Here is a 21884-nt window from a genome sequence, read left to right on the forward strand (position 1 = left end):
TCGCAGGCTAGGCACCTCTAGCTCAATTGGCAGAGCAACTGACTCTTAATCAGTGGGTTCCCGGTTCAAGTCCGGGGGGGTGCACAGTATCGAAAAGGCGGGTACTTCCTCATCGAGGGAGTGCCCGCCTTTTCTGTCCACGGCACTAGTCAGCAGTCGGCACGCCACCCGGTGAATTTCTGCATACCCGGTAAACTCGGGCACGCTGGCGCCGGCCACTCGCAGGGGATTCGGGTCGTCGCAGCATCCGGTCAGCTCAGAACTCGGGCCACAACAATCTTTGGGGGCGCCACGACATGCGGCACAGATCCATAGTGACGTGGCTCATGCAACCGCTTCTCCAAGCGGCAATGCTCGAGTACAAACGTGACGTCGCTCAGGCGGTTTTCCCCACAGACGACCCAGGCCTGCTCATTGATGGTCCGGATGAACTTCGGGTGCTGTTCATCGGCGACGTGGCAGCTATGGGGTACGGGGTGCTGAGGCAGGGCATGACCGTGTGCGCCCGCGTGGCGGAGTCGTTATCGCGTGAGCTTCAGCGGGGCGTCAGGTGGGAGAAGATGGCCGCTCCCGACCTCACCATCGACCGGGCCGCCACGCAGCTGTCGGAGTCGCCCGTCGACGTCGACCTGCTGGTCATCCTCGCTGGCGTGCCAGATGTTTTGTTGATGACGACACCCGACGCGTGGGCCGCCTCCCTCGAACAACTCATGCTCAACCTCCGGCTACAGCACCCGCGCGCCAGGGTGATCGTCACAGGGCTACCGCCGGTGCAGGACTTCAAGCCGATCCCACCACGACTGCACAGGATGCTGGCGGCCCGGGTAGACATCCTCGACGCGGCGTCATGGCGCGTTGCCCGCTCCGATCCCCGTCTGCAATACGTCGCCTTCCCCTCGACGACGCCGGGGGAGTTGAAGGTGTTGGACCAGTTGTCGTGGGCAACACTTCATGGAACATGGGCTCGGGCAATCGTGCCGGCGGCAATGCTGGCTCTGGAGGAATCGGTCGACCGACCTGATACGTGGCGTGCCCTCCGTTGAGGTCGCAAACGGCGCCTTTTTCCATTTATCTGAATGGAGTATTACCATTGTGAATCATGGTACCGGGCGCCGCGGTCAGACACGATGAGCGTCTCGTTGGCTCCGATCGGGTGCTTGCCGTACTTGTTGAACTGGGCAACCATCCCGAGGGGGTCACTCTCGACGAACTCGCGACGGCGCTGAAAAGCTCGAAGCCCACGGTGCATCGCGCCCTCGCCTCGCTGCGTCGGGCGTCGCTCGCCGAGCTCACCTCGCGTGGCGTCTACTCGCTGGGCGATGAGTTTTTCCATATTGCCTTCCGGAACTATGAGGGGCGTCCTGAGAGATCCACCCTCGAACCGCTGATGCGGGCACTCGCTGACGAGTATGGGGAGACTGTTCACTACGCGGTGCTCGACGGTAAGGATGTGGTCTATCGGGCCAAGGTCGACGCGGCCCAGGGTGCTGTCAGACTCACGTCGACCGTCGGGGGGCGCAATCCCGCCTATCGCACCGCCGTCGGCAAGCTGTTGCTCAGCCAGATCATCACCACGAAGGCTGAACTGCTCGAATGGCTCGATGGGCAGGAGCTGGACGCCAGAACGCCATTCACGATCACGGATGCCGACGCCCTCCTATCCGAACTGCATAACACCCGCGAGCGGGGCTATGCGATTGACGACCAGGAAAACGAGATCGGTATCAACTGCGTGGCGGTTCCCGTTTTCCTGGGCCGCTCCGTCAACTCGGCCGGGGCACTCAGCATCAGCGCGCTTCGGTTTCGGCTGCCGATCGATCGCCTCGTGCTGACGGTGCCCACACTTCGGGCGCGGGTGGAATCCATCGCCCCTCGCGAAACCCATCCAACGTAGCCGCCCACACCGCCCAGGACTGGAGCACACGCCATGCCCATCGCCATCAGCACCACCGAGCTGCGCAAGCGGTACGGCTCAGTCACTGCAGTGCACAGTCTCGATCTCGCCGTGGAGCGCGGCACGGTGTTCGGCCTGATCGGCCCCAATGGTGCAGGCAAGACGACCGCCCTGCGCATGCTGGTCGACATCATCCATCCCACGTCGGGAACACTCCGGGTGCTGGGAGAGGATCCCCGCGCGGCCGGGCCGCAGCTGCGCCGCCGAATCGGATTCGTGCCGGGCGATCTTCGACTCGATGGTCGCGTTCGTGGGAGGAGTCTTCTGAACCACTACGCCGACATCAGTGGCGATGTGGCCCCCGGCATGATCGATGCGCTCGCCGAACGACTGCATCTCGACCTCAACCCGCCTATTCGTGCGCTGTCGAAAGGCAACAGGCAGAAGCTCGGGCTGGTGCAGGCGTTCATGCACCGTCCGGAACTGCTTGTGCTGGATGAGCCGACGACAGGACTGGATCCGCTCGTGCAGCGAGAATTCCTGCTCATGGTCCGCGAGGCCCGCAATAGCGGGCAAACCGTGCTTCTGAGCTCCCATGTGCTCAGCGAGATCCAGCAGGCGGCAGACCAGGTGGCGGTACTTAGCCGTGGGCGCGTTGTCGCGCAGGGCGCCGTCGAGTCGCTGCGGTTGGGCAGCATCCGTCACCTGCGGGCGGGTCTCGCTGACACGACGGTCGACGCGGTGCGCACCGCCCTCGCGCAGCTCTCCCAGTTGGGGCAGATCGAGGTAACCGACGGGGACGTCGTGCGACTCACCGCACGGGTGAACGGTGACATCGATGCCGTCATCAAGACCATCGCGCGGTTCCGCCTCGTCGACCTGGCTGTCGAGGAGCCCGACCTCGAGGAGTCCGTGCTCAGCCTCTACGGCGAACAGGCTCCGGAGTCGAGCGAGAAGGAGAAGAACAATGGCTAGCGCGCTCCCGGTACTCCGCCGCTCCTTTGCGGACTCGTGGCGCTCCCTGCTCGGCTGGACCGTCGGGGTCGCGGGGGCACTGGCGCTGTACCTCCCGCTGTATCCCAGCATCAATGGCGCCGGGCAGATGGACCAAATGATCGCGAGCATGCCGCCCGAGTTGGTGAAGACTATGGGTATCGAACAGATCAGTTCGGGGCCGGGGTACGTGCAGGGCACGTTTTACGGTCTCATTGGTGTGCTGTTGCTGACCATCGCGGGTACCTCCTGGGGGGCCTCCGCGATTGCCGGGGCCGAAGAGTCAGGTCGCCTCGAGCTCGACCTCGCGCACGGGGTGGGACGGCTGCAGTATGCCCTCGAATCCGCCCTCTCGATCGTGGTTCGACTGCTGTGGCTTGGCGGGTTCGCGGCGTTGATGGTGATCGTGCTCGACGGGCCGGCGCAGCTAGGCCTGGATGCCGCCAACGTGGTCGCTGCGTCAACCTCACTGGTGGGCCTCACCCTGGTCAGCGCCACCATGGCGCTCGCAGTCGGTGCGATCACCGGTCGCCGCAGTATCGCCACGGTGGCCGGTGCCGGGGTCGCTGTGCTTGGCTACGTCATCAACGCCGTCGCCGCCCAGTCCAGCGACCTCGAAGGCGCGCGGGCCATCTCGCCCTACGCCTGGGCGTTCCGGAACACTCCTCTCGTCGATGGGTTCGACGCGGGTGGGCTCGTGCTGCTGGTGGGTGTCAGCGCGGCTCTCACGGTCGTGGCCGTGTTCGCCCTGCGACGTCGGGATGTCGTCGGCTGAGCCGCATCGAGGATCGCAGCGACAGATTCACGCGAATGCAGCCGCCATGCGTTCGACGGCTTCTTCCAGCACGCTCGGGTCGCACGCGAAGTTGATCCGCGCATGACCGCGGCCCGCCGCACCGAAGGTCGGTCCGGAGTTCAGGGCGACCTTGGCATCCTGCAATACGTGTTCAGCCGGGTCCATTCCGAGCCCCAGGTCACGAAAGTCGAGCCAGCCGAGGTAGGTCGCAGTGGGACGTCGATAGTGCACCACCGGCAGTCGACGGTGCAGCAGGCTGGCGAGCAACTGGTCGTTGTGCATGATCCGCGAGATCGTCGCATCCAGCCATTCCTCGTCGCCATAGGCGGCGACGTTGGCATGCAGGCCCAGGATGCTCGTGCGCGAAGCCACCTCCTGGGGAAAGCTGTCCAGCAGCGCCAGGGCTCGGGCATCCGAGGGCACCATCAGCGCGCACTTCATGCCGGCCATATTCCAGCCTTTGCTGGCGGACGTGACGGTCACAGCGCGCGCGCCCGCCGCGGTGGCGACCGCGGCGAACGGTGTGAACACAGCGCCGTGATGCGTGAGCGGAGCGTGCACCTCGTCGGCGATGACCAGCACGTCGTGCCGGGCGGCGAGCATCGCGAGGTCGACCAGGGTCTCGCGGTCGTGGGGGAGTCCCAGCGGGTTGTGGGGGTTGCACAGCAGCAGTGCGCGGGCGCCAGAGATGAACGCGGCCTCTATGCGATCGAGATCGAGGTGCCAACCCTCGACTCCCTCAAGCATGGGCACATCGATGAGGGGAAGCCCGGCCTCCTCGACGAGCTCGAAGAATGGTGGGTAGACCGGCGAACTCACGACGACCGGCGACCCCGGCGCGACTCCGAATCGGAGGCTCTCGACGATGCCCACGCTCACGTCGGTGGCAACTCGCACCCAGGCCGGGTCGGCCTCCCAGCCCCAGCGGCGCGAGGCGAACTGGGTGAAGGCATCGGCCAGCGGTCCCGCCGAATCGATGTAGCCGAGATCTGATGTCTTTACCCGCTCGATGATCGCCTCGCGGATGCGCTCAGACACCGGATAGTCCATCTCGGCGACGAACAGCGGCAGCACGCCTTCCGGGTAGCGCGTCCACTTCAGCGATGAGCGCGACGATCGCAGCAGGTCTGCTGGTTCGGACGATGCGATGGACATGACCCAAGCCTGCGCCACTTCCGCACATCGCGCCACTTTGCGCGTCATCCGGGGTAGCACGTGGTGCCAGCTGCGATGAACCAACCCGGGAATATTGTCGAGTTGTATGCGTTTGTATAGATATTCACTCTAACTTCAGGGAGCATCATGGTTGCCGCAACATCCGGTCTTCACCACGTCACCGCGATCGGCGGGGACCCACAGAAGAACATCGACTTCTACATCACCGGACTGGGGCTGCGTCTGGTCAAACGAACCGTCAACTTCGACGATCCGAGCACGTACCACCTCTATTACGGTGACGAGGCGGGTCAGCCCGGTTCACTGATGACGTTCTTTCCCTGGAAGGGCGTGCCTAAAGGCCGCATCGGCTCGGGGCAGTCGACGTCGACCGCGTTCTCTGTTCCCGCCGGCAGTCTCGGCTGGTGGAGTGAGCATTTCGACCGGCTCGGCGTCTCCAGCGAGATCACGACCGAGCGCTCCGACGAAGAGCGCCTCTCGCTGCGTGACCCCGACGGGCTGCAGCTTGACCTGATCGCCAGCTCCACCGCCGACCCGCGTAATCCGTGGGATTCCGCCTCGGTTCCCGCCGAATATGCCGTTCGCGGTCAGCACTCCTCGGTACTGACGGTTCGGGATGCCGCGGGAACCGTCGCGCTTCTCACCGAAGATCTCGGGCTGCACGTGATCTCCGAGGTGGGGAACCGCACAAGGCTGGCAGCGGGGGACGCGTTGCCAGGCAACATCGTCGACGTGATCTCTCATCCGTCGGCTCCCGTCGGCCTCACCGCGGGCGGCACCGTGCACCACATCGCGTTCCGGGTGCCCGACCAGGCGACGCAGCAGCAGTGGCGCGACGAACTGGTTGGTCGGGGTTACCAGGTCACGGCCATCCTCGATCGGCAGTACTTCACCTCGATCTACTTCAGGGAGCCGGGCGGAGTTCTGTTCGAGATCGCGACGGACACACCCGGGTTCGACATCGACGAGCCGCTGCTCGAGCTCGGTCGCAGCCTGAAACTGCCGCCGTGGCTCGAGCCGTCGCGTGACGACATCGAGCATGCCGTCATTCCCATCACGGTGCCGGCAGAGAACAACCCGGCCAGCCATGAGTGACCCATCGACGTGGCAGCACGTCTTCGAGGACGGCGAGGGGCCCGTGCTGCTGGCGCTTCACGGTACGGGCGGCAACGAGCGCGACATCCTGCCGCTGGCGCATGCCGTCGACCCCATGACAGCAGTGCTCGCGCCTCGCGGGCAGGTGTCTGAGGGCGGCGCGCTTCGCTGGTTCCGCCGACTGGCGGAGGGAGTGTTCGACGTGGACGACGTGGTCGTACGGGCTGGTGATCTCGCCGACTTCGTGGAGTGGGCCGTCGAGCGATACGCGCTTCAGGGTCGGCGCATCGTCGCCGTCGGCTTTTCCAACGGAGCCAACGTGGGTCTCGCGACGGCCGCGCTCTACCCCCAGGTCGTCCCCGAGGTCATCGCCTTCTCGGGCATGTACCCCTTCGCCGGCCGACCGCTCACCGACAGACTCGACGGCAGCAGGATGCTGCTGGCCAACGGTTCTCATGACCCGATGGCCCCAGCCACGAGTGTGACCAGGCTCACGACGCAACTCCGGGAGCAAGGCGCCCAGGTGACCCGCCACAAGCGCGCAGGCGGTCATGGAATCGACGCGGAGGATCTCGACGCGGCGCGCCGGTGGCTGGGACTAGCCTCGAGTCGTGGATGAGACAGTGCTGGGCTCGTGGGCCAAATCGTTCCCCCCAACGAGCTGGGGAGTGTCTGCCGACCGCTTCGTTGCGACCCAGCCTCACCTGTCGGACTTCGCAACGCCGCTGCTGACGATTGACAGCAGGGCCACGGCGCACAACGTCGAGGTGATGGCTGCGTGGCTGACCGAACGTGGCCTCCAGATTGCCCCGCACGGCAAGACGACTATGGCGCCGAAGCTGTGGCAGCAACTTCTGGACGGGGGAGCGTGGGGGATCACCCTCGCCACCGCCTGGCAGGTGCAGCTCGCGCGGTCGTTCGGGTTCTCGCGCATCATCCTCGCGAACGAACTCATCGACCCCGTGGCTTTGGCCTGGCTGGGCGCAGAACTAGCCGACCCCGATTTCGGGTTTCTGTGCTGGGTCGACAGCGTTGAGGCCGTCGAGCTCATGCGGCGCGGGCTGAGCTCAGCCGCGCGACCGGTCGACGTCGCCGTCGAGCTGGGTTCGACGGGTGGTCGTACCGGGGCGCGCTCGGTCGAGCAGGCCCTCGCGGTGGCGGCCGCCGTCGAAGCAGCACCGGAGCTGCGGCTTGCGGGTGTCGCCGGCTATGAGGGCTCCTACGGAAACGACCGCACCGACGGGTCGGTGGGGGCCGTGCAGCACTTTCTGGATCGCCTGGTTGCGGTCCACGATGCGATCCAGTGGGATGTCCGGCCGATCGTTACTGCGGGCGGCAGCGCGTTCTTCGACCTGGTCGCCGACACGTTCGCCCCCCTGGTCGACAGGGCAACGGTCATCCTGCGCTCGGGTGCGTTCCAAGTTCATGACGACGGCTTCTACGACGCCGTGACCCCGATGCCGCAACTGAAGGCTGCAATGCACGGGTGGGCGCGGGTGATCTCCCGGCCGGAGGCGTCGCTGGCGATCCTGGATGGCGGCAAGCGCGACTTTCCCTACGATCTGGGTCTGCCGGCCGCGCGGTTCGGCAGGGTCGAGCGGATCAACGACCAGCACTCTTATCTTCGGCTGACAGGCGAAGCGCCAGCAGTCGGCGACGTTCTCAGGCTGGGGCTGTCACACCCGTGCACCGCGTTCGACAAATGGCGCGCCATCCCCATGATCGAGGATGCGAGCGCGGAGGATCCGCTCGTCACCGATGTCGTGCTGACCTACTTCTAACGCGGGACTAGCTACGGCAGCCAGCCCATCGGATCGGTTCGGGTGCCGTTGACGTAGACCTCGAAGTGCAGGTGGGCGACCGTCACGTATCCGGTGTCTCCGACGGAACCGATCATCTGGCCGGCGCCGACCGACTGGCCGACCGAGACGGTGGGTGAACCCGAGATCATGTGCGAGTAAAGGGTGGAGACGCCGCCGCCGTGATCGATCTTCACGTACTGGCCCCAGCCGCCATCAAACCCCACTGTGGTGACGACTCCGGGGGACGCTGCGACGATCGCCTGACCGTAGCTGCCCATGATGTCGATGCCGCCGTGGAATTCGGAACCGCGGTAGCCGAAGCCGTCATTGATGCCAGCGTTGACGGGCCAGGTGGCGAGCGCTCCGGAGACGTTGGCGTACGCGACGCTGTACTGCGGAACGGCGATCGCAACGGGCTCCGGCTCCGGCTCTGGCGGGTCCGTGATTCCGAAGGCGTCACGCTCGGTGGGGGCCGCGACGGCGGCCGAGGCGACGAGCGCCTGCGGGTCTGCTGTGCGAGTGCTCGAGACCGAGCCGGACTCGGCGAAGGCAGCCTGCGATGCGTCGGGAAGAGCTGAGGTGGGGATACTTGCACCCATGACCAGCGCAGCGATCGCGCAGATTGTCAGTGTTCGTTTCACGAATCTCGTTTCGAGTTTGCGTGTGCCCAGTGTGGACACTGTCAGCTGAAAGCGCGTTTCGCCACCGCGGTTGCGACCGCTAGGGCGGCCTCGGGAACCGGGGGCACTGACTTCTTTTGCTGTCAGTCCGAGATCAAAACGGACCGACGGGACCCTTAAAGTTACATTCCGGACACGATTTGTGCAACCGTGAGGGCGGCCGGTCGCTCCGATCCGCCCTCACTGCCGCGTTATTTCCGGTCTAATTCAGACTCCATCGCGTCGTATCCTTCGGTCTGCGGGTCTCCGTGAAGGCCCCCGCTGAGCGCGTACTCCTCCTCGGGTGAGAGCACCAGACGGTGACGCCCGTACACGGCAAACCCGATGAGGATCAGCACGTACACGATCACGATGGCAATGATCGCCGGCTGGAAGGTCGGGTTGATGAGGAACCCGAGGAACACCAACGCCGAGAGGATCGCCGCAATGTAGGCGCCCGGCAGGCCCCACGGGCTGCGATAGGGCCGACTCGCGTTAGGGAACTTCCGACGCAGGATGATGAACGACACCATCTGCAGGAAGTAGGCGACGACGGCTCCCCACACCGCAATGTTCAGGATGATCGCACCGGCAACCGAGGCGACACCTTCCGATGCGACGCTGCTGAGCACGTCCAGCACCACGAGGGCGATGAAGCCCAGGATGGCCCCAACCACGAGGGCTACCCACGGAGTCTGGCGCTTTCCCGTGAGGGAGAAGAACTTCGGGTAGTAGCCGGCGCGAGACAGGGAGTACATGTTGCGGCCGTAGGCGAACATGATGCCCTGCAGGGATGCCAGCAGCCCGACCAGCGCGAAGAGGGCCAGAACCGCGGCGAGCTCGTCGCCGACCATGGCGCGGAAACCGTCGAGCAGTGGCTCGCCGGAGACTCCGGTCGCCTGAGCGCCAATGATGCCAGTGTTCAGGAACAGCACGAGCAGGCCGGTGACGATCAGGGTTCCGCGGGCCAGGAATCCGGCCTTCGGGATGTCGCGGCTCGGGTTGTGAGCCTCCTCCGCAGCGAGCGGCAGCTCCTCGATCCCGAGGAAGAACCACATCGCGAAGGGCAGCGCGAACAGGATCGGCAGAACGCCGTGCGGCAGGAACGCGGTCTGACCCGGGTCGGGGACGATGTCGAACAGCTTGTCGACGCTGAACAGCCCGGAGGTTGCCGCCATCACCGAGAACACCAGCAGGATGCCGATGGAGATGATCGAGACGACGATCGCGAAGGTGAACGAGATGTTGGCGCCCGCGGAGTTCAGCGTGACGAACACGACGTAGAGCACGATCCACCAGATCCACATGCTGCCCGAGAGGTCGAAATTGAGCAGCTCCGACGTTATGCCGTTCGCGTATTGCGCGGAGAAGAAGACGATGACCGCGGTGGTGGCGACGTACTCGATGGTTTCGGCCAGGCCGGTGACCAGTCCGCCCCACGGGCCCAGCGCCGATCGGGCGAAGGAGTATGCGCCGCCGGTGTGGGGCATGGCTGCGGCCATCTCCCCGATCGAGAAGATCATGCCGTAGTACATGGCTACGAGGATCACGAAGGCGATCAGCATGCCGCCGAATCCGGCGAAGTCGATGCCAAAGTTCCAGCCCGAGAAGTCACCGGAGATGACCGCGGCGACCGCGAGACCCCACAGGCCCCAGATGCCAGCGCTTCGCTTCAGCTTTCGCTTTTCGAAGTAGCCCTCGCCCGCGGAGGTGTATTTCACTCCGGAGACGCTTCTGCTCTCTGTCATAACTGTCCTTCCAGTGCACGATCGGGTGCGCGACACCATCGAGACTCCAGCGTCTGCGCTTATCGAGAGCATGGCCTCTATTGGTACCCAATGTCTACCTTTGGATGTTAAATACGCGTTACATTGGGCGAGCATCCCTCGATGACGCTGTGGTGTAATGGTCGGAACAGTCGGCGTAGCCGGCATTGCAGAGGAGCAATCGGTGGCATCAGCGACACGTACGGGCAACCTCACCATCGATGAGTTGGAAGCGCTGGTCGCCTCAAAAGAGGTCGACACCGTGATCATCGCCTTCACCGACATGCAGGGCAGGCTCGTCGGCAAACGGGTAGCCGCGCGACTCTTCCTTGAGGAATTCGCCGAGCACGGCGCCGAATGTTGCAACTACCTCCTCGCTGTTGACGTCGAGAACAACACCGTCGAGGGCTACGAGATTTCGTCGTGGGCGCGGGGCTACGGCGACATGGCGATGATGCCGGATCTCGATACCTTGCGTCTCGCCCCCTGGCTTGACGGGGCTGTCATTGTCACCGCCGACCTGACGTGGCTCGACGGCACCCCGGTGCCACCCGACCCGCGGCAGGTTCTCAAGCGCCAGATCGCCAGGCTCGCCGAAAAGGGACTCACCCCATACGCCGCCACCGAGCTGGAGTTCATCGTCTTCGATGACACGTATCGCGACGCCTGGAAGAAGAAGTACACCGACCTCACCCCGGCCAGCGACTACAACATCGACTACGCGCTGATGGCATCCACCCGCATGGAGCCGCTGATGCGCGACATCCGGAATTCGATGGATGGCGCCGGCATGTACTGCGAGGGCGTCAAGGGCGAGTGCAACCTCGGCCAGCAGGAGATCGGGTTCAGGTTCACCGACGCGCTCGGCACCTGCGACAACCACTCCGTGTACAAGAACGGTGCGAAGGAGATAGCCGACAAGCACGGCAAGTCGCTGACCTTCATGGCGAAGTTCAACGAGCGCGAGGGTAACTCGTGCCACATCCATCTCTCGGTCGTCGGTAAGGATGGCGAGCCCGTCATGGCCGACGAGAACGGCACGTACGGCTTCTCGAAGCTCATGGAGCACTGGATAGCCGGCCAGCTCAAGACGATGCGGGAGCTGAGCCTCTTCTTCGCGCCCAACATCAACTCATACAAGCGTTTCGTCGCGGGCAGCTTCGCGCCAACCGCGGTCGCCTGGGGCCTCGACAACCGCACCTGCGCCCTGCGCGTCGTCGGCCACGGTCGTTCGCTGCGCGTGGAGAACCGGGTTCCCGGAGGCGACGTCAACCAGTACCTCGCGGTAGCGGCGCTCATCGCGGGCGGACTCTACGGAATCGAGCACGAGCTCGAACTCGAGCCGCTGTTTGAGGGCAACGCCTACGTGTCAGACGCCCCACGGGTTCCGGCAACGCTGCGGGATGCCGCCCAGCTGTTCTCCGAGTCCGCGATCGCCCGCGAGGCCTTCGGCGACGACGTCGTGGAGCACTACCTGAATAACGCCCGGATCGAGCAGGTCGCCTACGACGCCGCCATCACCGACTGGGAGAGGGTGCGCGGCTTTGAGCGCTTCTAGGCCCCTGATCGGTCTCACCACCTACCTTGAGCAGGCACAGACCGGGGTGTGGGACGTGCAGGCCGCGTTCCTTCCCAAGGTCTACTTCGAGGCCGTCAACCGTGCCGGCGGCATCGCGGTGCTGCTGCCGCCGCAGCCTGTCGATGCTGCGATTGCCGACCGTGTGCTCGAGGGCCTCGACGGTCTCATCATCAGCGGCGGCAAAGATGTCGACCCCGCGCGCTACGGCCAGGTGGCGCACGCCGCGACCGACGAACCTCGCCGCGATCGTGACGCGTGGGAGGATGCCCTCCTCACCTCCGCGATCGCACGCAACCTTCCCTTTCTCGGGATCTGCCGTGGGGCCCAAATGCTGAACGTCACCCTCGGCGGCACCCTGCACCAGCACCTGCCAGACCTGGTCGGCTCAGAGCGTTACAACGTGGGCGGCGGCGTCTTCGTCGACAACGACGTGATCGTCGACGCCGACAGTCACATCGCCGGGCTCATCGGCGGCGCGGTCATCGGTAAGTCGTACCACCACCAGTCGATCGACCGAGTGGCAGATGGCCTCATCGTGACAGCACGCACAGACGACGGGACGATCCAGGCCGTCGAGCTGCCGGACCTCTCCTTCGGGGTGGCCGTGCAGTGGCATCCCGAGCAGGATTTCGACGACATCAGACTGTTCGAGGGGCTCGTGTCGGCCGCTCGCGACCACAGCGCCATGACGAAAGGCTCCTTGTGAGTAGCTCAATCCTCATCAACCCGGCAACGGAAACCCAGCTCCGGGAGGTCGAGCACACCACGGTCGAAGGCGTGGATGACGCGGTCGCGCGCGCCGTCGCCGCGCAGAAGCTGTGGGCGGCGCTGGCTCCCGCGGCCAGGGCCGGTGCCCTGCGTGATTTTGCCACCGCCGTCGATGGCGCTGTGGATGAACTGGCCGCGCTCGAGGTCGCCAACTCCGGGCATCCGGTGACTCAGGCTCGCTGGGAGGCCGGACACGTTCGCGACGTGCTCACCTACTACTCGGCTGCCCCCGAACGGATGCTCGGCAAGCAGATCCCCGTCGCTGGCGGGCTCGACGTGACCTTCCTGGAGCCGCTCGGCGTGGTGGGTGTCATCGTGCCGTGGAACTTCCCGATGACCATCGCCAGCTGGGGATTCGCGCCGGCGCTCGCCGCTGGCAATGCCGTCGTGCTGAAGCCGGCGGAGTGGACGCCGCTGACGGCCATCCGCCTGGGTGAGCTCGCGCTCGAGGCAGGACTGCCCGACGGGCTCTTCCAGGTGCTGCCCGGCAAGGGATCGGTCGTGGGGGAGCGTTTCGTCACCCACGAGAACGTGCGCAAGATCGTGTTCACCGGCTCGACCGAGGTGGGCAAGCGGGTCATGGCCGGGTGCGCAGAGCAGGTGAAGGCGGTCACGCTCGAGCTGGGGGGCAAGAGCGCGAACGTGATTTTCGCCGACTCGGACCTCGAGAAGGCCGCGGCCGCCGCGCCGTCCAGCGTCTTCGAGAACGCCGGGCAAGATTGCTGCGCCCGCTCGCGAATCCTCGTCGAGCGCAGCGTCTACGACAAGTTCCTCGAGCTCCTGGAACCCGCGGTGAAGGGCGTTGTCGTGGGCGACCCCACCGACGCCGCCACCGAGATGGGCCCGCTCGTCTCCAAGACACACTTCGATTCGGTGAGCTCCTATGTGCCGGATGACGCGCAGGTGGCGTTCCGCGGAACCGCCCCGACCGGCCCAGGGTTCTGGTTCGCACCGACAGTGCTGCTGCCCGCATCCAGAACAGACCGCTGCGTCACGGACGAGATCTTCGGCCCGGTCGTCACAGTGCTTCCGTTCGACGACGAGGCCGATGCGATCTCGCTGGCCAACGACAGCGTCTACGGGTTGAGCGGCTCGATCTGGACGAGGGATGTCGGCCGCGCCATCCGGGTGTCACGAGGCATCGAGAGTGGCAACCTCTCGGTCAATTCGCATTCATCGGTGAGGTACACGACGCCGTTCGGCGGCTTCAAGCAGAGCGGCCTCGGCCGTGAGCTCGGACCGGACGCGGCCGCTGCGTTCACCGAAACCAAAAACGTATTCATCAGCACCGACTAAAACAGCCCCAACTAAGGACAGACATGGCCATTACCCCCATCGACCTCACCCAGCGACTCAAGGGCAAGGTCGCCGTGATTACCGGCGGTGCCGGCGGCATCGGTTTTGCGACTGCGCGCCGGTTTGCCGCCGAAGGCGCCACCGTCGTGATCGGCGACTTCAACGTTGAGGCGGGCACCGCAGCGGCAGCCGAAATCGGCGGACTCTTCATCCAGGTGGATGTCACCGACGAAGCCCAGGTGAACAACCTGTTCGACACCGCGGCATCCACCTACGGCTCCGTCGACATTGCGTTCAACAACGCGGGCATCTCGCCCCCGGAGGACGACTCGATCGAGACCACCGAGCTGCCGGCGTGGGATCGCGTGCAGGACGTGAACCTCAAGAGCGTGTACCTGTGCTCGCGGGCCGCCCTCAGGCACATGGTGGCGCAGCAGAGCGGATCCATCATCAACACGGCCTCGTTCGTCGCGGTGATGGGGTCGGCCACGTCGCAGATCTCCTACACGGCCTCGAAGGGAGGCGTTCTGGCGATGACCAAGGAGCTCGGCGTGCAGTTCGCCCGCCAGGGCATCAGGGTGAATGCACTGTGCCCTGGCCCGGTAAACACGCCACTGTTGCAGGAGCTGTTCGCGAAAGACCCCGAGCGTGCCCAGAGGCGACTCGTGCACATTCCGAAGGGTCGGTTTGCCGAGCCCGAGGAACTCGCGGCGGCCGTCGCATTCCTCGCGAGCGACGACGCGAGCTTCATCACCGCATCGACGTTCCTCGTCGACGGCGGCATCAGTTCGGCTTACGTCACACCCCTGTGACCGATGGCGGCGGTGACAAATGACTGACCCGATACCCGCCGGACTCGCCGACGGGGTGCTGCTTCGCCCGGTGCGCAACGGAAATGCGTTCGAAGATACCGTTGCGCGCCTGCTGCAAACCATCCGTCTCGGGATCGTGGAGCCCGGAGGGGCCCTGCCCCCGGAACGCGAGCTTGCCGCGCGGTTCTCGGTCAGTCGCGACACCGTCCGCGAGGCGATCAAGTCGCTGTCGGAGGCCGGATACCTGGTCTCGCGTCGCGGTCGCTACGGCGGCACATTCGTCAGCGAGACAGTTCCCGAGCGGGTGGTTCCGGATGCTGCGCCGCCCACCCCGGCGCTGATCGACGACGTGCTCGGGCTCCGCGACATCCTCGAGGTGGGTGCCGCACGCGCTGCGGCGGCCCGCGAGCTGGGAGCGGCCGACCGTGAACTGCTCTGGACTCGCCTGCGGGAGGTGTCAGAGGCATCCGTCGACGACTATCGCAGACTCGACTCTAGGATGCATCTCACGATCGCGGAAGTCGTCGGCATGCCGTCGCTCGTGTCACTGATGGCCGACAACCGCACCCACGTGAACGAGCTGCTCGATGGCATCCCGCTGCTGGCGCGCAATATCGCGCACTCCAACGAGCAGCACGAGGCGATCGTGGTCGCCATCCTGACCGGCAACCCGGATCGCGCCGGCGAGGCGATGACCGAGCATCTCGCGGGGTCGGCGGCGCTGCTGCGGGCGTTCCTGGGCTAGCGGCCGCGGCCGCCGCGCCGAGACCTCCACTTGTGCTGCCTGCACGTGCGTCGACCCAGCAAAAGTGGAGGTCTCGCGGTGCCGGCTACTGGGCGTCTGGCTTCTTTCGCGGCTTCTTGACGGGAGTCGGTGACGGGGTCAGTCTCTCGGTGACAGCGGTGTCCGTGCCAGCGCCATCCGTGAACAGGGGAGTGGTGGCTGTCGGATCATCGGCCGGCTCGGGAGCAACCGGAGCCGTCGTGTCGGTCGGGGCCGGGCTGGGAGCCTGGGTGGGCTCAGCCGCCGGGGTCGAGACCGGCTTCACCGGGGAATTCTTCGCGACGTAGATCTTGGCCGCGGTGGTCGCGACCAGAAGGAATCGCACGAGCAGGAAGATGAGGGCCGCGGCAACCAGCACCATGAAGAAGGCGAAGAGACCGCCGACAAGCGTCCCGATGAAGTGGAACGCGCCCCAGCCGTAGCCGTTTCCAAACATATTCAGTCCTCCAGCTCGTCGTGGTCCTTGGCCTGCTTGACGATCGTGCCGACGGCGATTGCTACAGTCGCGCCCCAGCTGACCCACATCAGGATGAGTCGCCAGTCCCGTGGACCCTTTCGCGTCGCCTGAACTGTGCCCCAGCCGCCGAAGACGGCGCTGAGGAGAGTCGTGTTGAACATGAACCTGCGCACGGTACCTCCTGAGATTTTTACTAACGCTACCCGGTTCGCAACGCGTACACGGGGGGTGCCATTTCTGGCAGTTCCCTGATAGGTCGAGTAGTTTCTGACCGATCGGTCAGCTAGTCTCGACGTCATGTCAACCCATGAAGAATTGCGTGCGATTGCTTTGAGCGAGTTCGCTTCCGCAGGTTACGCCGCGACGTCGCTGCAGCGAATCGCGGAACTCGCGGGGGTCTCAAAATCGAGCGTGCTCTATCATTTCGCGTCCAAGGAGCAACTGCTGGAGTCCGTGATTGGCCCAGCGCTCGACCGGATGGACGGGGTGCTCGCGCTACTCGAGAACAGCGGGAGCGTGAGCGACAGCCAGGCTTTTCTCGAGGTGTTCGTGGACTTCCTGCTGCTTCATCGACTCGAGGTGAACATGTTCATCAACCAGGGGCCTTCCCTGGTCGACGTGCCGGTCGTTGACCGTGCGAACTCGATTGTGGCTCGACTCGCCACCTTCTTCTCCCAGAACACGCAATCCCTCGAAGACAACATGCGCTTCGGGATCGCGCTTGGTGGCGCCGCGTACATGTTGTGCACCACTCACGCGCATGGCATCGAATTCCCGGCAGATGAGACCAGGGCCGCTCTCATCACCATCATGAGCGAACTGCTCGCGCCCGTCAGCACCCGCTGACCTTCCGGCACCCGACAGCAACCCGAAACCACCCTGGGGCAGACCATGGCAACTCTTCTTTACCGACTCGGCCGATTCGCCTATCGCCGTCCCTGGCGAATTCTCGGGGTGTGGCTGTTGCTCATCGTGGGTGTGCTCGGCGGCGGTATCGCGCTCGGCGGGCAGACCCAGGAATCGTTCGTCATTCCCGGCACGGAATCTCAGGATGCCCTTGACCGGCTCGAGGCGGTGTTCCCCTCGGTAGCAGGCGCGAGTGCGACGGCTGTCGTGGTGGCACCGGACGGGTCATCCATCGTCGAGGAGAAAGCCGCGATCGGCAGGCTCGTCGCCGCGATTTCGGATGTCACGGGAGTCGACTCCGCTCTCAGTCCGTTCAGCGAGTACGCCGGCAACGCGATCAGCAGCGGCGGCGATATGGCGATCATCCGGGTTCAACTTGTCGGCCCTTCTGCCGATGTGACGGATGCGACGATCGCCGACCTTAAGGCGACAGCGAGCGTGGGAGACAGCGACGGGCTGAGGGTCGAATTCGGGGGGCAGGTATTCCAGGACAACACCGTCGGAATCACCATCACCGAGGTGTTCGGGGTGCTCTTCGCAGGGGTCGTGCTCATCATCACCTTCGGTTCGCTGCTCGCGGCAGGGATGCCCCTGATCAGCGCGCTGATCGGCGTCGGGATCGTGATGGGCGCGATCATCATGCTCTCGGCTTTCACGACGGTCTCGAGCTCGGCCCCCCTGCTCGCCCTCATGATCGGCCTCGCGGTCGGCATCGACTATGCCCTCTTCATCCTGTCCCGGCATCGAACACAACTGGCCAGGGGTGAAGACCCGGAAGAATCGGCGGCCATGTCGGTGGGCACCGCAGGAAGTGCCGTGGTGTTCGCCGGTCTGACGGTCATCATCGCCCTGCTCGGGTTGCTGGTGGTGGGAATCCCGTTCCTCAGCGTCATGGGGGTGGGCGCCGCGGTCGCGGTGCTGATCGCGATCGGTGTCGCCACCACTCTGCTTCCCGCCTTCCTCGGGCTGGCCAAGGGACGGCTCGCGCCGAAGACGGGTTCGCGCGCCTGGAAGCGTGCCAACGCCGAACCCGACACACAGCGAAGCATGGGAATGCGGTGGGTAAAGGGAGTGATGAAGCATCCCATCCTCGCGACCGTCGGGGTGATTGCCATCCTGGGAACCCTCGCGATCCCCGCACTCAGCCTCGACCTGAACCTGCCCGACGGGGGATCGGAGCCAGCCGGGTCCACCCAGCGGGAAGCCTACGACCTCGTGAGCGAGGGTTTCGGGGCCGGATACAACGGCCCGCTCATCGTCGCCGTCGACATCACCCAGACCACAGACATCCTGAGCGACCTCGAATCGATCGCCGACGACCTTCGTGCCCTGCCAGACGTCGACTTCGTCTCTCAGGGCATTCCGGATGAGGGGCTCGACACCGCGATTCTGCAGGTCACCCCCTCCAGCGCCCCCGATGCCGTCGCCACCAAGGAGCTTGTGCAGGCGATCCGGGATCTGGGACCGACCATCGAAACGCGCTACGACACCCCGATCTTTGTCACCGGGTCGACCGCCATTGGCATCGACATCTCCAACCGTCTAACCAACGCCCTCGTGCCATTCGGGCTGATCGTGGTTGGCCTTTCCATCATCCTGCTGATGGCCGTGTTCAGGTCGGTGCTCGTGCCGATCAAGGCGGCCCTGGGGTTCCTGCTCTCCGTCGTCGCATCGTTCGGAATCGTCGTCGCGATCTTCCAGTGGGGATGGTTCTCCGAACTGCTGCACGTCGAAAACCCCGGACCGATCCTGAGCTTCATGCCGATCATCCTGATGGCCGTGCTGTTCGGGCTGGCCATGGACTACGAGGTGTTCCTTGTGTCGGGCATGCGCGAAGAGTTCGTCAAGACCGGCGACGCTATGCACTCCGTCAGCACGGGGTTCGCCAACGGGGCCAGGGTGGTGACGGCGGCCGCGCTCATCATGTTCTTCGTGTTCTTCGCCTTCGTGCCCGAGGGCGGCGGAACCATCAAGGGAATCGCGCTCGGCCTTGCCGTCGGCATCGCGCTCGACGCCTTCCTGGTGCGCATGACTTTGGTGCCGGCGCTCATGACCCTGTTCGGCAACGCGGCATGGTGGATGCCACGCTGGCTCGGTCGCGCCCTGCCGATGCTCGACATCGAGGGTGAGAAGTTGCGCGAGCACAAGCACTCTGTCGACTGGGCTGCGGCCACCACGGCTGTCATCAGCCTGGACGATCTCGTCGTCGGCTCCGCGTCCCACAGCGTGGGGCCCCTCACCCTTTCCGTCGCACAGGGTTCGGTCGTGACCGCCAGTGGCGACGCGATGGATCGACGGCTTGTTGCCGCCACCCTGGCTGGACGGCTGGAGCCGCTGTCGGGGCGCGCGCAGGTGGGCGGGCATCCGTTGCCCTCCGAAGCCGCCGCCGTGCGCTCGATTGTCGCCCTCGCCGACATCGGTGGAAGCCAGCGCTCGGAGGAAAGTCTCACCGTCGGCGATCTGCTGGGCGAACGACTCGAAATGACCCAGCCGTGGTACCGCGTTTTCACCGTCACCTCCCAGTCGCAACGGTGGCTCGACAGGGTCAACGCCGCGCTGGGTGATTCTCGCGTGACGATCCAGCGCGGCAGCACCCTGGTGGGGCTGCCGCAGCTCGAGCGTGCGGTCGCCCTGGCGAGCATCGCCATCGCCGAACAACCGGCGGTGGTGATGCTCGACCAACTGGACGCGTTCGCAGACCCCCGAGACGAATCCGCCTTCATCCAGGCCGTGTGTTCCCTCGCAAGCGCGACAACGGTCATCGTGATCGGCACGCCGCCAGCCTCACGACTGGTTCGCTCGGCGACGTTCGCGAACGCCACGGGCGACCGCGCCCACATCGATATCGACCTGGCCGGGCCTCTCGCCCTCCCGCACTCCAGACACCTCAGCACGGAAGGAGTCGTCCGATGACGACCACCACCACGGCATTAAGGCGCGTGGGCCTCGCCGCCGCCGCGCTCATCCCGCTCGCCTTCACCGGCCTCTTCGTTGGGGCGATCGGTCAGGGGGAGTCGTCTCTCGACAACATTCCCGTCGCGATCGTTAACGACGACGTGCTGCAGAACACAACCACAGCCGACGGCACCGAGCAGCCCGTTTTCGCCGGGAGACTTCTGGTCACCGAGCTCACCGGCGCCGACGGTTTCGACTGGACGATCACCAATGCTCAGAATGCCGCGGCAGCACTCGACGCGGGCGACGTCTACGCCGTGCTCACCGTGCCGTCCAACTTCTCGACGTCGATCCTGTCGCTCTCCGGTAGCGATCCGCAGCAGGCGGACATCTCGATCCGCACCGACGACTCCCACAGCTACCTGACCGGCTCGGTCGCGCAGGTGGTGGGCCAGACGATGACAGACACTTTCGGCAAGGCCATCACCGCCCAGTACATCGGCGGCATCTACGAAAGCCTCGGCGATCTCGGCACCTCCCTGGGAACGGCGGCCGCGGGCGCCACCGAACTGTCAACCGGCGCGACCTCCCTGTCGGGCGGCCTGGGGGAGTACACCGCGGGAGTCGGCTCGCTCGCCGGTGGGCTCAGCGACCTCAGAGACGGCGCGTGGGGGCTCACCCGGCTCACCGACGGCATCGACAGCTACACGGGCGGGATCTCGCAGCTCTCGGCTGCCCTCACGCAACTCACGCCCGCCATCGAAGCCAATCCCACGGTCGACCCCGCCATCGCGGGTGGACTCCGCTCTATCACCGATCAGCTGGCCGGCGCCGCTGCGGGTGGTGCATCGCTGTCCGACCGGGCGACCTCTGGCATCGAGTCTGTGCAATATGGCATCTCCCAGAGTGCCGACGGGGCGGCACAGTTGAGTGCTGGCGGGCCCGCGCTGGTGAGCGGGGCGAGCGGGCTTGCCGCCGGCGCGACAGACCTGGCGACGGGGCTGCAGTCTGGTGCAGACCTGGTGCCGGCCGCCGACAGCGGGGCCGCGGCATCCACGGCAGAGATCGTCGCAGACCCTGTCACCCTGTCGGTATCGACAGCTAATGAGGTCTCCGACCTGAGCCAGGTCGTGGCGACCTTCCTTATTCCACTGGGATTGTGGATCGGGGCGCTTGCGGTGTTCCTGGTGTTGCAGCCCGTCTCCCGGCGAGCTCTGGCGTCTACGGCCAGCAGCGGTCGCCTTGTTTCTTCCGCGCTCGGACGTGCAGGCATCGTCAGTGCGGCTCCGGCCGTGCTCCTGGTGGCCCTGCTTCATGGCGCACTCGGGGTGGGCTGGAGTCTGCTGCCGGCGACGCTCGGATTCTCGTTGCTGGTTGCGTTGGCTTTCACCGCGTTCCACTATCTGCTGACCATCGGGTTCGGTCGGGGCGGCCTTGTCGTGTCCCTGTTCCTGCTGGCCCTCCAGCTCACGTCGACGGGAGGGATCTATCCGATCCAGGCCCTCTCCGAGCCGTACCAGGTCGTGAGCCCGCTGCTACCGCTTACGTATGCGGTGAACGGCATGCAGGGGATCATCGCCGGCGGAAGCGTGGCTTCGGTCGTGGTGGCGGCGGTCATCCTGCTCGTATTCGGTGCCGGAAGCGTGCTGCTCGCACTGGTCGCGATGCGACGAAGTCGACGAGCTTTCAGCCTCGGCCTGGTGCCGCGCGCGGTCACTCCGTGACACGGGTCGACCTGCGACACGCCCGGGATGCGGCGTAGTTTGGTGGGGGGCGAGAAATGCACGTAAAGTCATCTCTTGTCACCCCAAAGGTGCGGAAAACCCGGGCAGTTCTGCTGCTAGGTTTCCGGCCTCAAGTGGGGGCCGCCATCCTCTAAAACTTTCGGGTTTTAGTCGAGTCATATAGCGAATTTCCTCTTGCAGGTTTCGTCTTCAGATCTTAGGATGAGAACCCGCTTATTCGAGTGTTGGTTGCGTGTCGATGTGCCGTTCAGGTGCTCGCCGCTCGACTTGACAGACTCGGGAAAGTTGGTAAGTTAGACAGGTTGCCTTCTGCGCTTTTGTGTGGGGGGTGGCGCAGGTTTTGTAGCCCTGGGTGAAGCCGTTTGTGGTGGAGGTCAGGAGCGTCCGATCCTTGAGAACTCAACAGCGTGCACAATGTCAAATGCCAAAAACCCGACTGTGCTTTATGTGATTGACCTATT

The 21884-nt window shown here is 65.1% G+C and carries 20 protein-coding genes and 1 tRNA gene; 16 read left to right on the plus strand and 5 right to left on the minus strand.

Features of this window, described 5'->3' with window-relative positions; all coding sequences use genetic code 11:
* The first annotated feature begins 11 nt into the window (after positions 1 to 11).
* From QMG83_RS13295 to QMG83_RS13315, 5 genes are all read left to right on the plus strand, one after another.
* Positions 12 to 84 (plus strand) — tRNA-Lys (locus QMG83_RS13295).
* A 242-nt stretch (positions 85 to 326) separates the two neighbouring features.
* Complete coding sequence (locus tag QMG83_RS13300) at positions 327 to 1043, plus strand: SGNH/GDSL hydrolase family protein (protein WP_283505885.1); 717 nt, start codon at positions 327 to 329, stop codon at positions 1041 to 1043.
* Positions 1044 to 1099: 56 nt separating this feature from the next.
* Complete coding sequence (locus QMG83_RS13305; protein WP_283505886.1) at positions 1100 to 1894, plus strand: IclR family transcriptional regulator; 795 nt, start codon at positions 1100 to 1102, stop codon at positions 1892 to 1894.
* A gap of 33 nt (positions 1895 to 1927) precedes the next feature.
* Positions 1928 to 2869, plus strand: a complete 942-nt coding sequence (locus tag QMG83_RS13310) for an ABC transporter ATP-binding protein (protein WP_283505887.1) — start codon at positions 1928 to 1930, stop codon at positions 2867 to 2869.
* Positions 2862 to 3662: an efflux permease Rv1217c-related protein gene (locus QMG83_RS13315; RefSeq protein WP_283505888.1), complete on the plus strand. Its 801-nt coding sequence runs from the start codon at positions 2862 to 2864 to the stop codon at positions 3660 to 3662. Before QMG83_RS13310 ends, QMG83_RS13315 begins: the two co-directional genes overlap by 8 nt.
* 27 nt (positions 3663 to 3689) lie before the next feature.
* Here QMG83_RS13315 and QMG83_RS13320 read toward each other — a convergent pair whose 3' ends face one another.
* On the minus strand, positions 3690 to 4838 hold the full coding sequence (locus QMG83_RS13320; protein WP_283505889.1) for a MalY/PatB family protein: 1149 nt from the start codon (positions 4836 to 4838) through the stop codon (positions 3690 to 3692).
* A 147-nt stretch (positions 4839 to 4985) separates the two neighbouring features.
* On the opposite strand from QMG83_RS13320, the gene QMG83_RS13325 reads away from it, so the two are divergent.
* From QMG83_RS13325 to QMG83_RS13335, 3 genes are read left to right on the plus strand one after another with little or no spacing between them, the layout of a single operon-like run.
* Positions 4986 to 5954: a ring-cleaving dioxygenase gene (locus QMG83_RS13325; protein WP_283505890.1), complete on the plus strand. Its 969-nt coding sequence runs from the start codon at positions 4986 to 4988 to the stop codon at positions 5952 to 5954.
* Positions 5947 to 6573 (plus strand): alpha/beta hydrolase, encoded by a 627-nt coding sequence (locus QMG83_RS13330; protein WP_283505891.1) that lies wholly within the window; start codon positions 5947 to 5949, stop codon positions 6571 to 6573. Before QMG83_RS13325 ends, QMG83_RS13330 begins: the two co-directional genes overlap by 8 nt.
* A complete protein-coding gene (locus QMG83_RS13335) occupies positions 6566 to 7735 on the plus strand; it encodes an alanine racemase (RefSeq protein ID WP_283505892.1) in 1170 nt (389 codons plus the stop codon). The genes QMG83_RS13330 and QMG83_RS13335 overlap by 8 nt, the downstream gene beginning before the upstream one ends.
* 11 nt (positions 7736 to 7746) lie before the next feature.
* Here QMG83_RS13335 and QMG83_RS13340 read toward each other — a convergent pair whose 3' ends face one another.
* Positions 7747 to 8397, minus strand: a complete 651-nt coding sequence (locus QMG83_RS13340) for a M23 family metallopeptidase (RefSeq protein ID WP_283505893.1) — start codon at positions 8395 to 8397, stop codon at positions 7747 to 7749.
* 230 nt (positions 8398 to 8627) lie between these two features.
* The gene (locus QMG83_RS13345; RefSeq protein ID WP_283505894.1) at positions 8628 to 10163 is read right to left on the minus strand and encodes an amino acid permease; all 1536 of its coding nucleotides are present in this window, start codon (positions 10161 to 10163) and stop codon (positions 8628 to 8630) included.
* Between the two features lie 202 nt (positions 10164 to 10365).
* Between QMG83_RS13345 and QMG83_RS13350 the strand changes: the two genes are divergently transcribed.
* Genes QMG83_RS13350 through QMG83_RS13370 form a run of 5 tightly spaced genes read left to right on the plus strand, consistent with a single transcriptional unit; the run spans position 10366 to position 15381 of the window.
* On the plus strand, positions 10366 to 11739 hold the full coding sequence (locus QMG83_RS13350) for a glutamine synthetase family protein (protein ID WP_283505895.1): 1374 nt from the start codon (positions 10366 to 10368) through the stop codon (positions 11737 to 11739).
* Positions 11726 to 12466: a gamma-glutamyl-gamma-aminobutyrate hydrolase family protein gene (locus QMG83_RS13355; protein WP_283505896.1), complete on the plus strand. Its 741-nt coding sequence runs from the start codon at positions 11726 to 11728 to the stop codon at positions 12464 to 12466. Before QMG83_RS13350 ends, QMG83_RS13355 begins: the two co-directional genes overlap by 14 nt.
* The gene (locus QMG83_RS13360; protein ID WP_283505897.1) at positions 12463 to 13824 is read left to right on the plus strand and encodes an aldehyde dehydrogenase family protein; all 1362 of its coding nucleotides are present in this window, start codon (positions 12463 to 12465) and stop codon (positions 13822 to 13824) included. Before QMG83_RS13355 ends, QMG83_RS13360 begins: the two co-directional genes overlap by 4 nt.
* A 23-nt stretch (positions 13825 to 13847) precedes the next feature.
* Positions 13848 to 14636, plus strand: a complete 789-nt coding sequence (locus tag QMG83_RS13365; protein WP_283505898.1) for a 3-oxoacyl-ACP reductase — start codon at positions 13848 to 13850, stop codon at positions 14634 to 14636.
* A gap of 19 nt (positions 14637 to 14655) precedes the next feature.
* A complete protein-coding gene (locus QMG83_RS13370; protein ID WP_283505899.1) occupies positions 14656 to 15381 on the plus strand; it encodes a FadR/GntR family transcriptional regulator in 726 nt (241 codons plus the stop codon).
* Positions 15382 to 15466: 85 nt separating this feature from the next.
* On the opposite strand, the gene QMG83_RS13375 is transcribed toward QMG83_RS13370, so the two are convergent.
* Both QMG83_RS13375 and QMG83_RS13380 read right to left on the minus strand, forming a co-directional pair.
* Positions 15467 to 15856 (minus strand): hypothetical protein, encoded by a 390-nt coding sequence (locus QMG83_RS13375; protein WP_283505900.1) that lies wholly within the window; start codon positions 15854 to 15856, stop codon positions 15467 to 15469.
* Positions 15857 to 15858: 2 nt separating this feature from the next.
* Positions 15859 to 16038, minus strand: a complete 180-nt coding sequence (locus QMG83_RS13380; RefSeq protein WP_283505901.1) for a hypothetical protein — start codon at positions 16036 to 16038, stop codon at positions 15859 to 15861.
* A 136-nt stretch (positions 16039 to 16174) separates the two neighbouring features.
* On the opposite strand from QMG83_RS13380, the gene QMG83_RS13385 reads away from it, so the two are divergent.
* From QMG83_RS13385 to QMG83_RS13395, 3 genes are read left to right on the plus strand one after another with little or no spacing between them, the layout of a single operon-like run.
* A complete protein-coding gene (locus QMG83_RS13385; protein ID WP_283505902.1) occupies positions 16175 to 16723 on the plus strand; it encodes a TetR/AcrR family transcriptional regulator in 549 nt (182 codons plus the stop codon).
* A gap of 45 nt (positions 16724 to 16768) precedes the next feature.
* Entirely contained in the window at positions 16769 to 19696 is a 2928-nt protein-coding gene (locus tag QMG83_RS13390; RefSeq protein WP_283505903.1) for an MMPL family transporter, read from the plus strand.
* A complete protein-coding gene (locus QMG83_RS13395) occupies positions 19693 to 21402 on the plus strand; it encodes a YhgE/Pip family protein (RefSeq protein ID WP_283505904.1) in 1710 nt (569 codons plus the stop codon). Before QMG83_RS13390 ends, QMG83_RS13395 begins: the two co-directional genes overlap by 4 nt.
* Positions 21403 to 21884 lie beyond the last annotated feature (482 nt).

The sequence above is a fragment of the Salinibacterium sp. G-O1 genome (assembly GCF_030063305.1).
GTDB lineage: Bacteria > Actinomycetota > Actinomycetes > Actinomycetales > Microbacteriaceae > Rhodoglobus.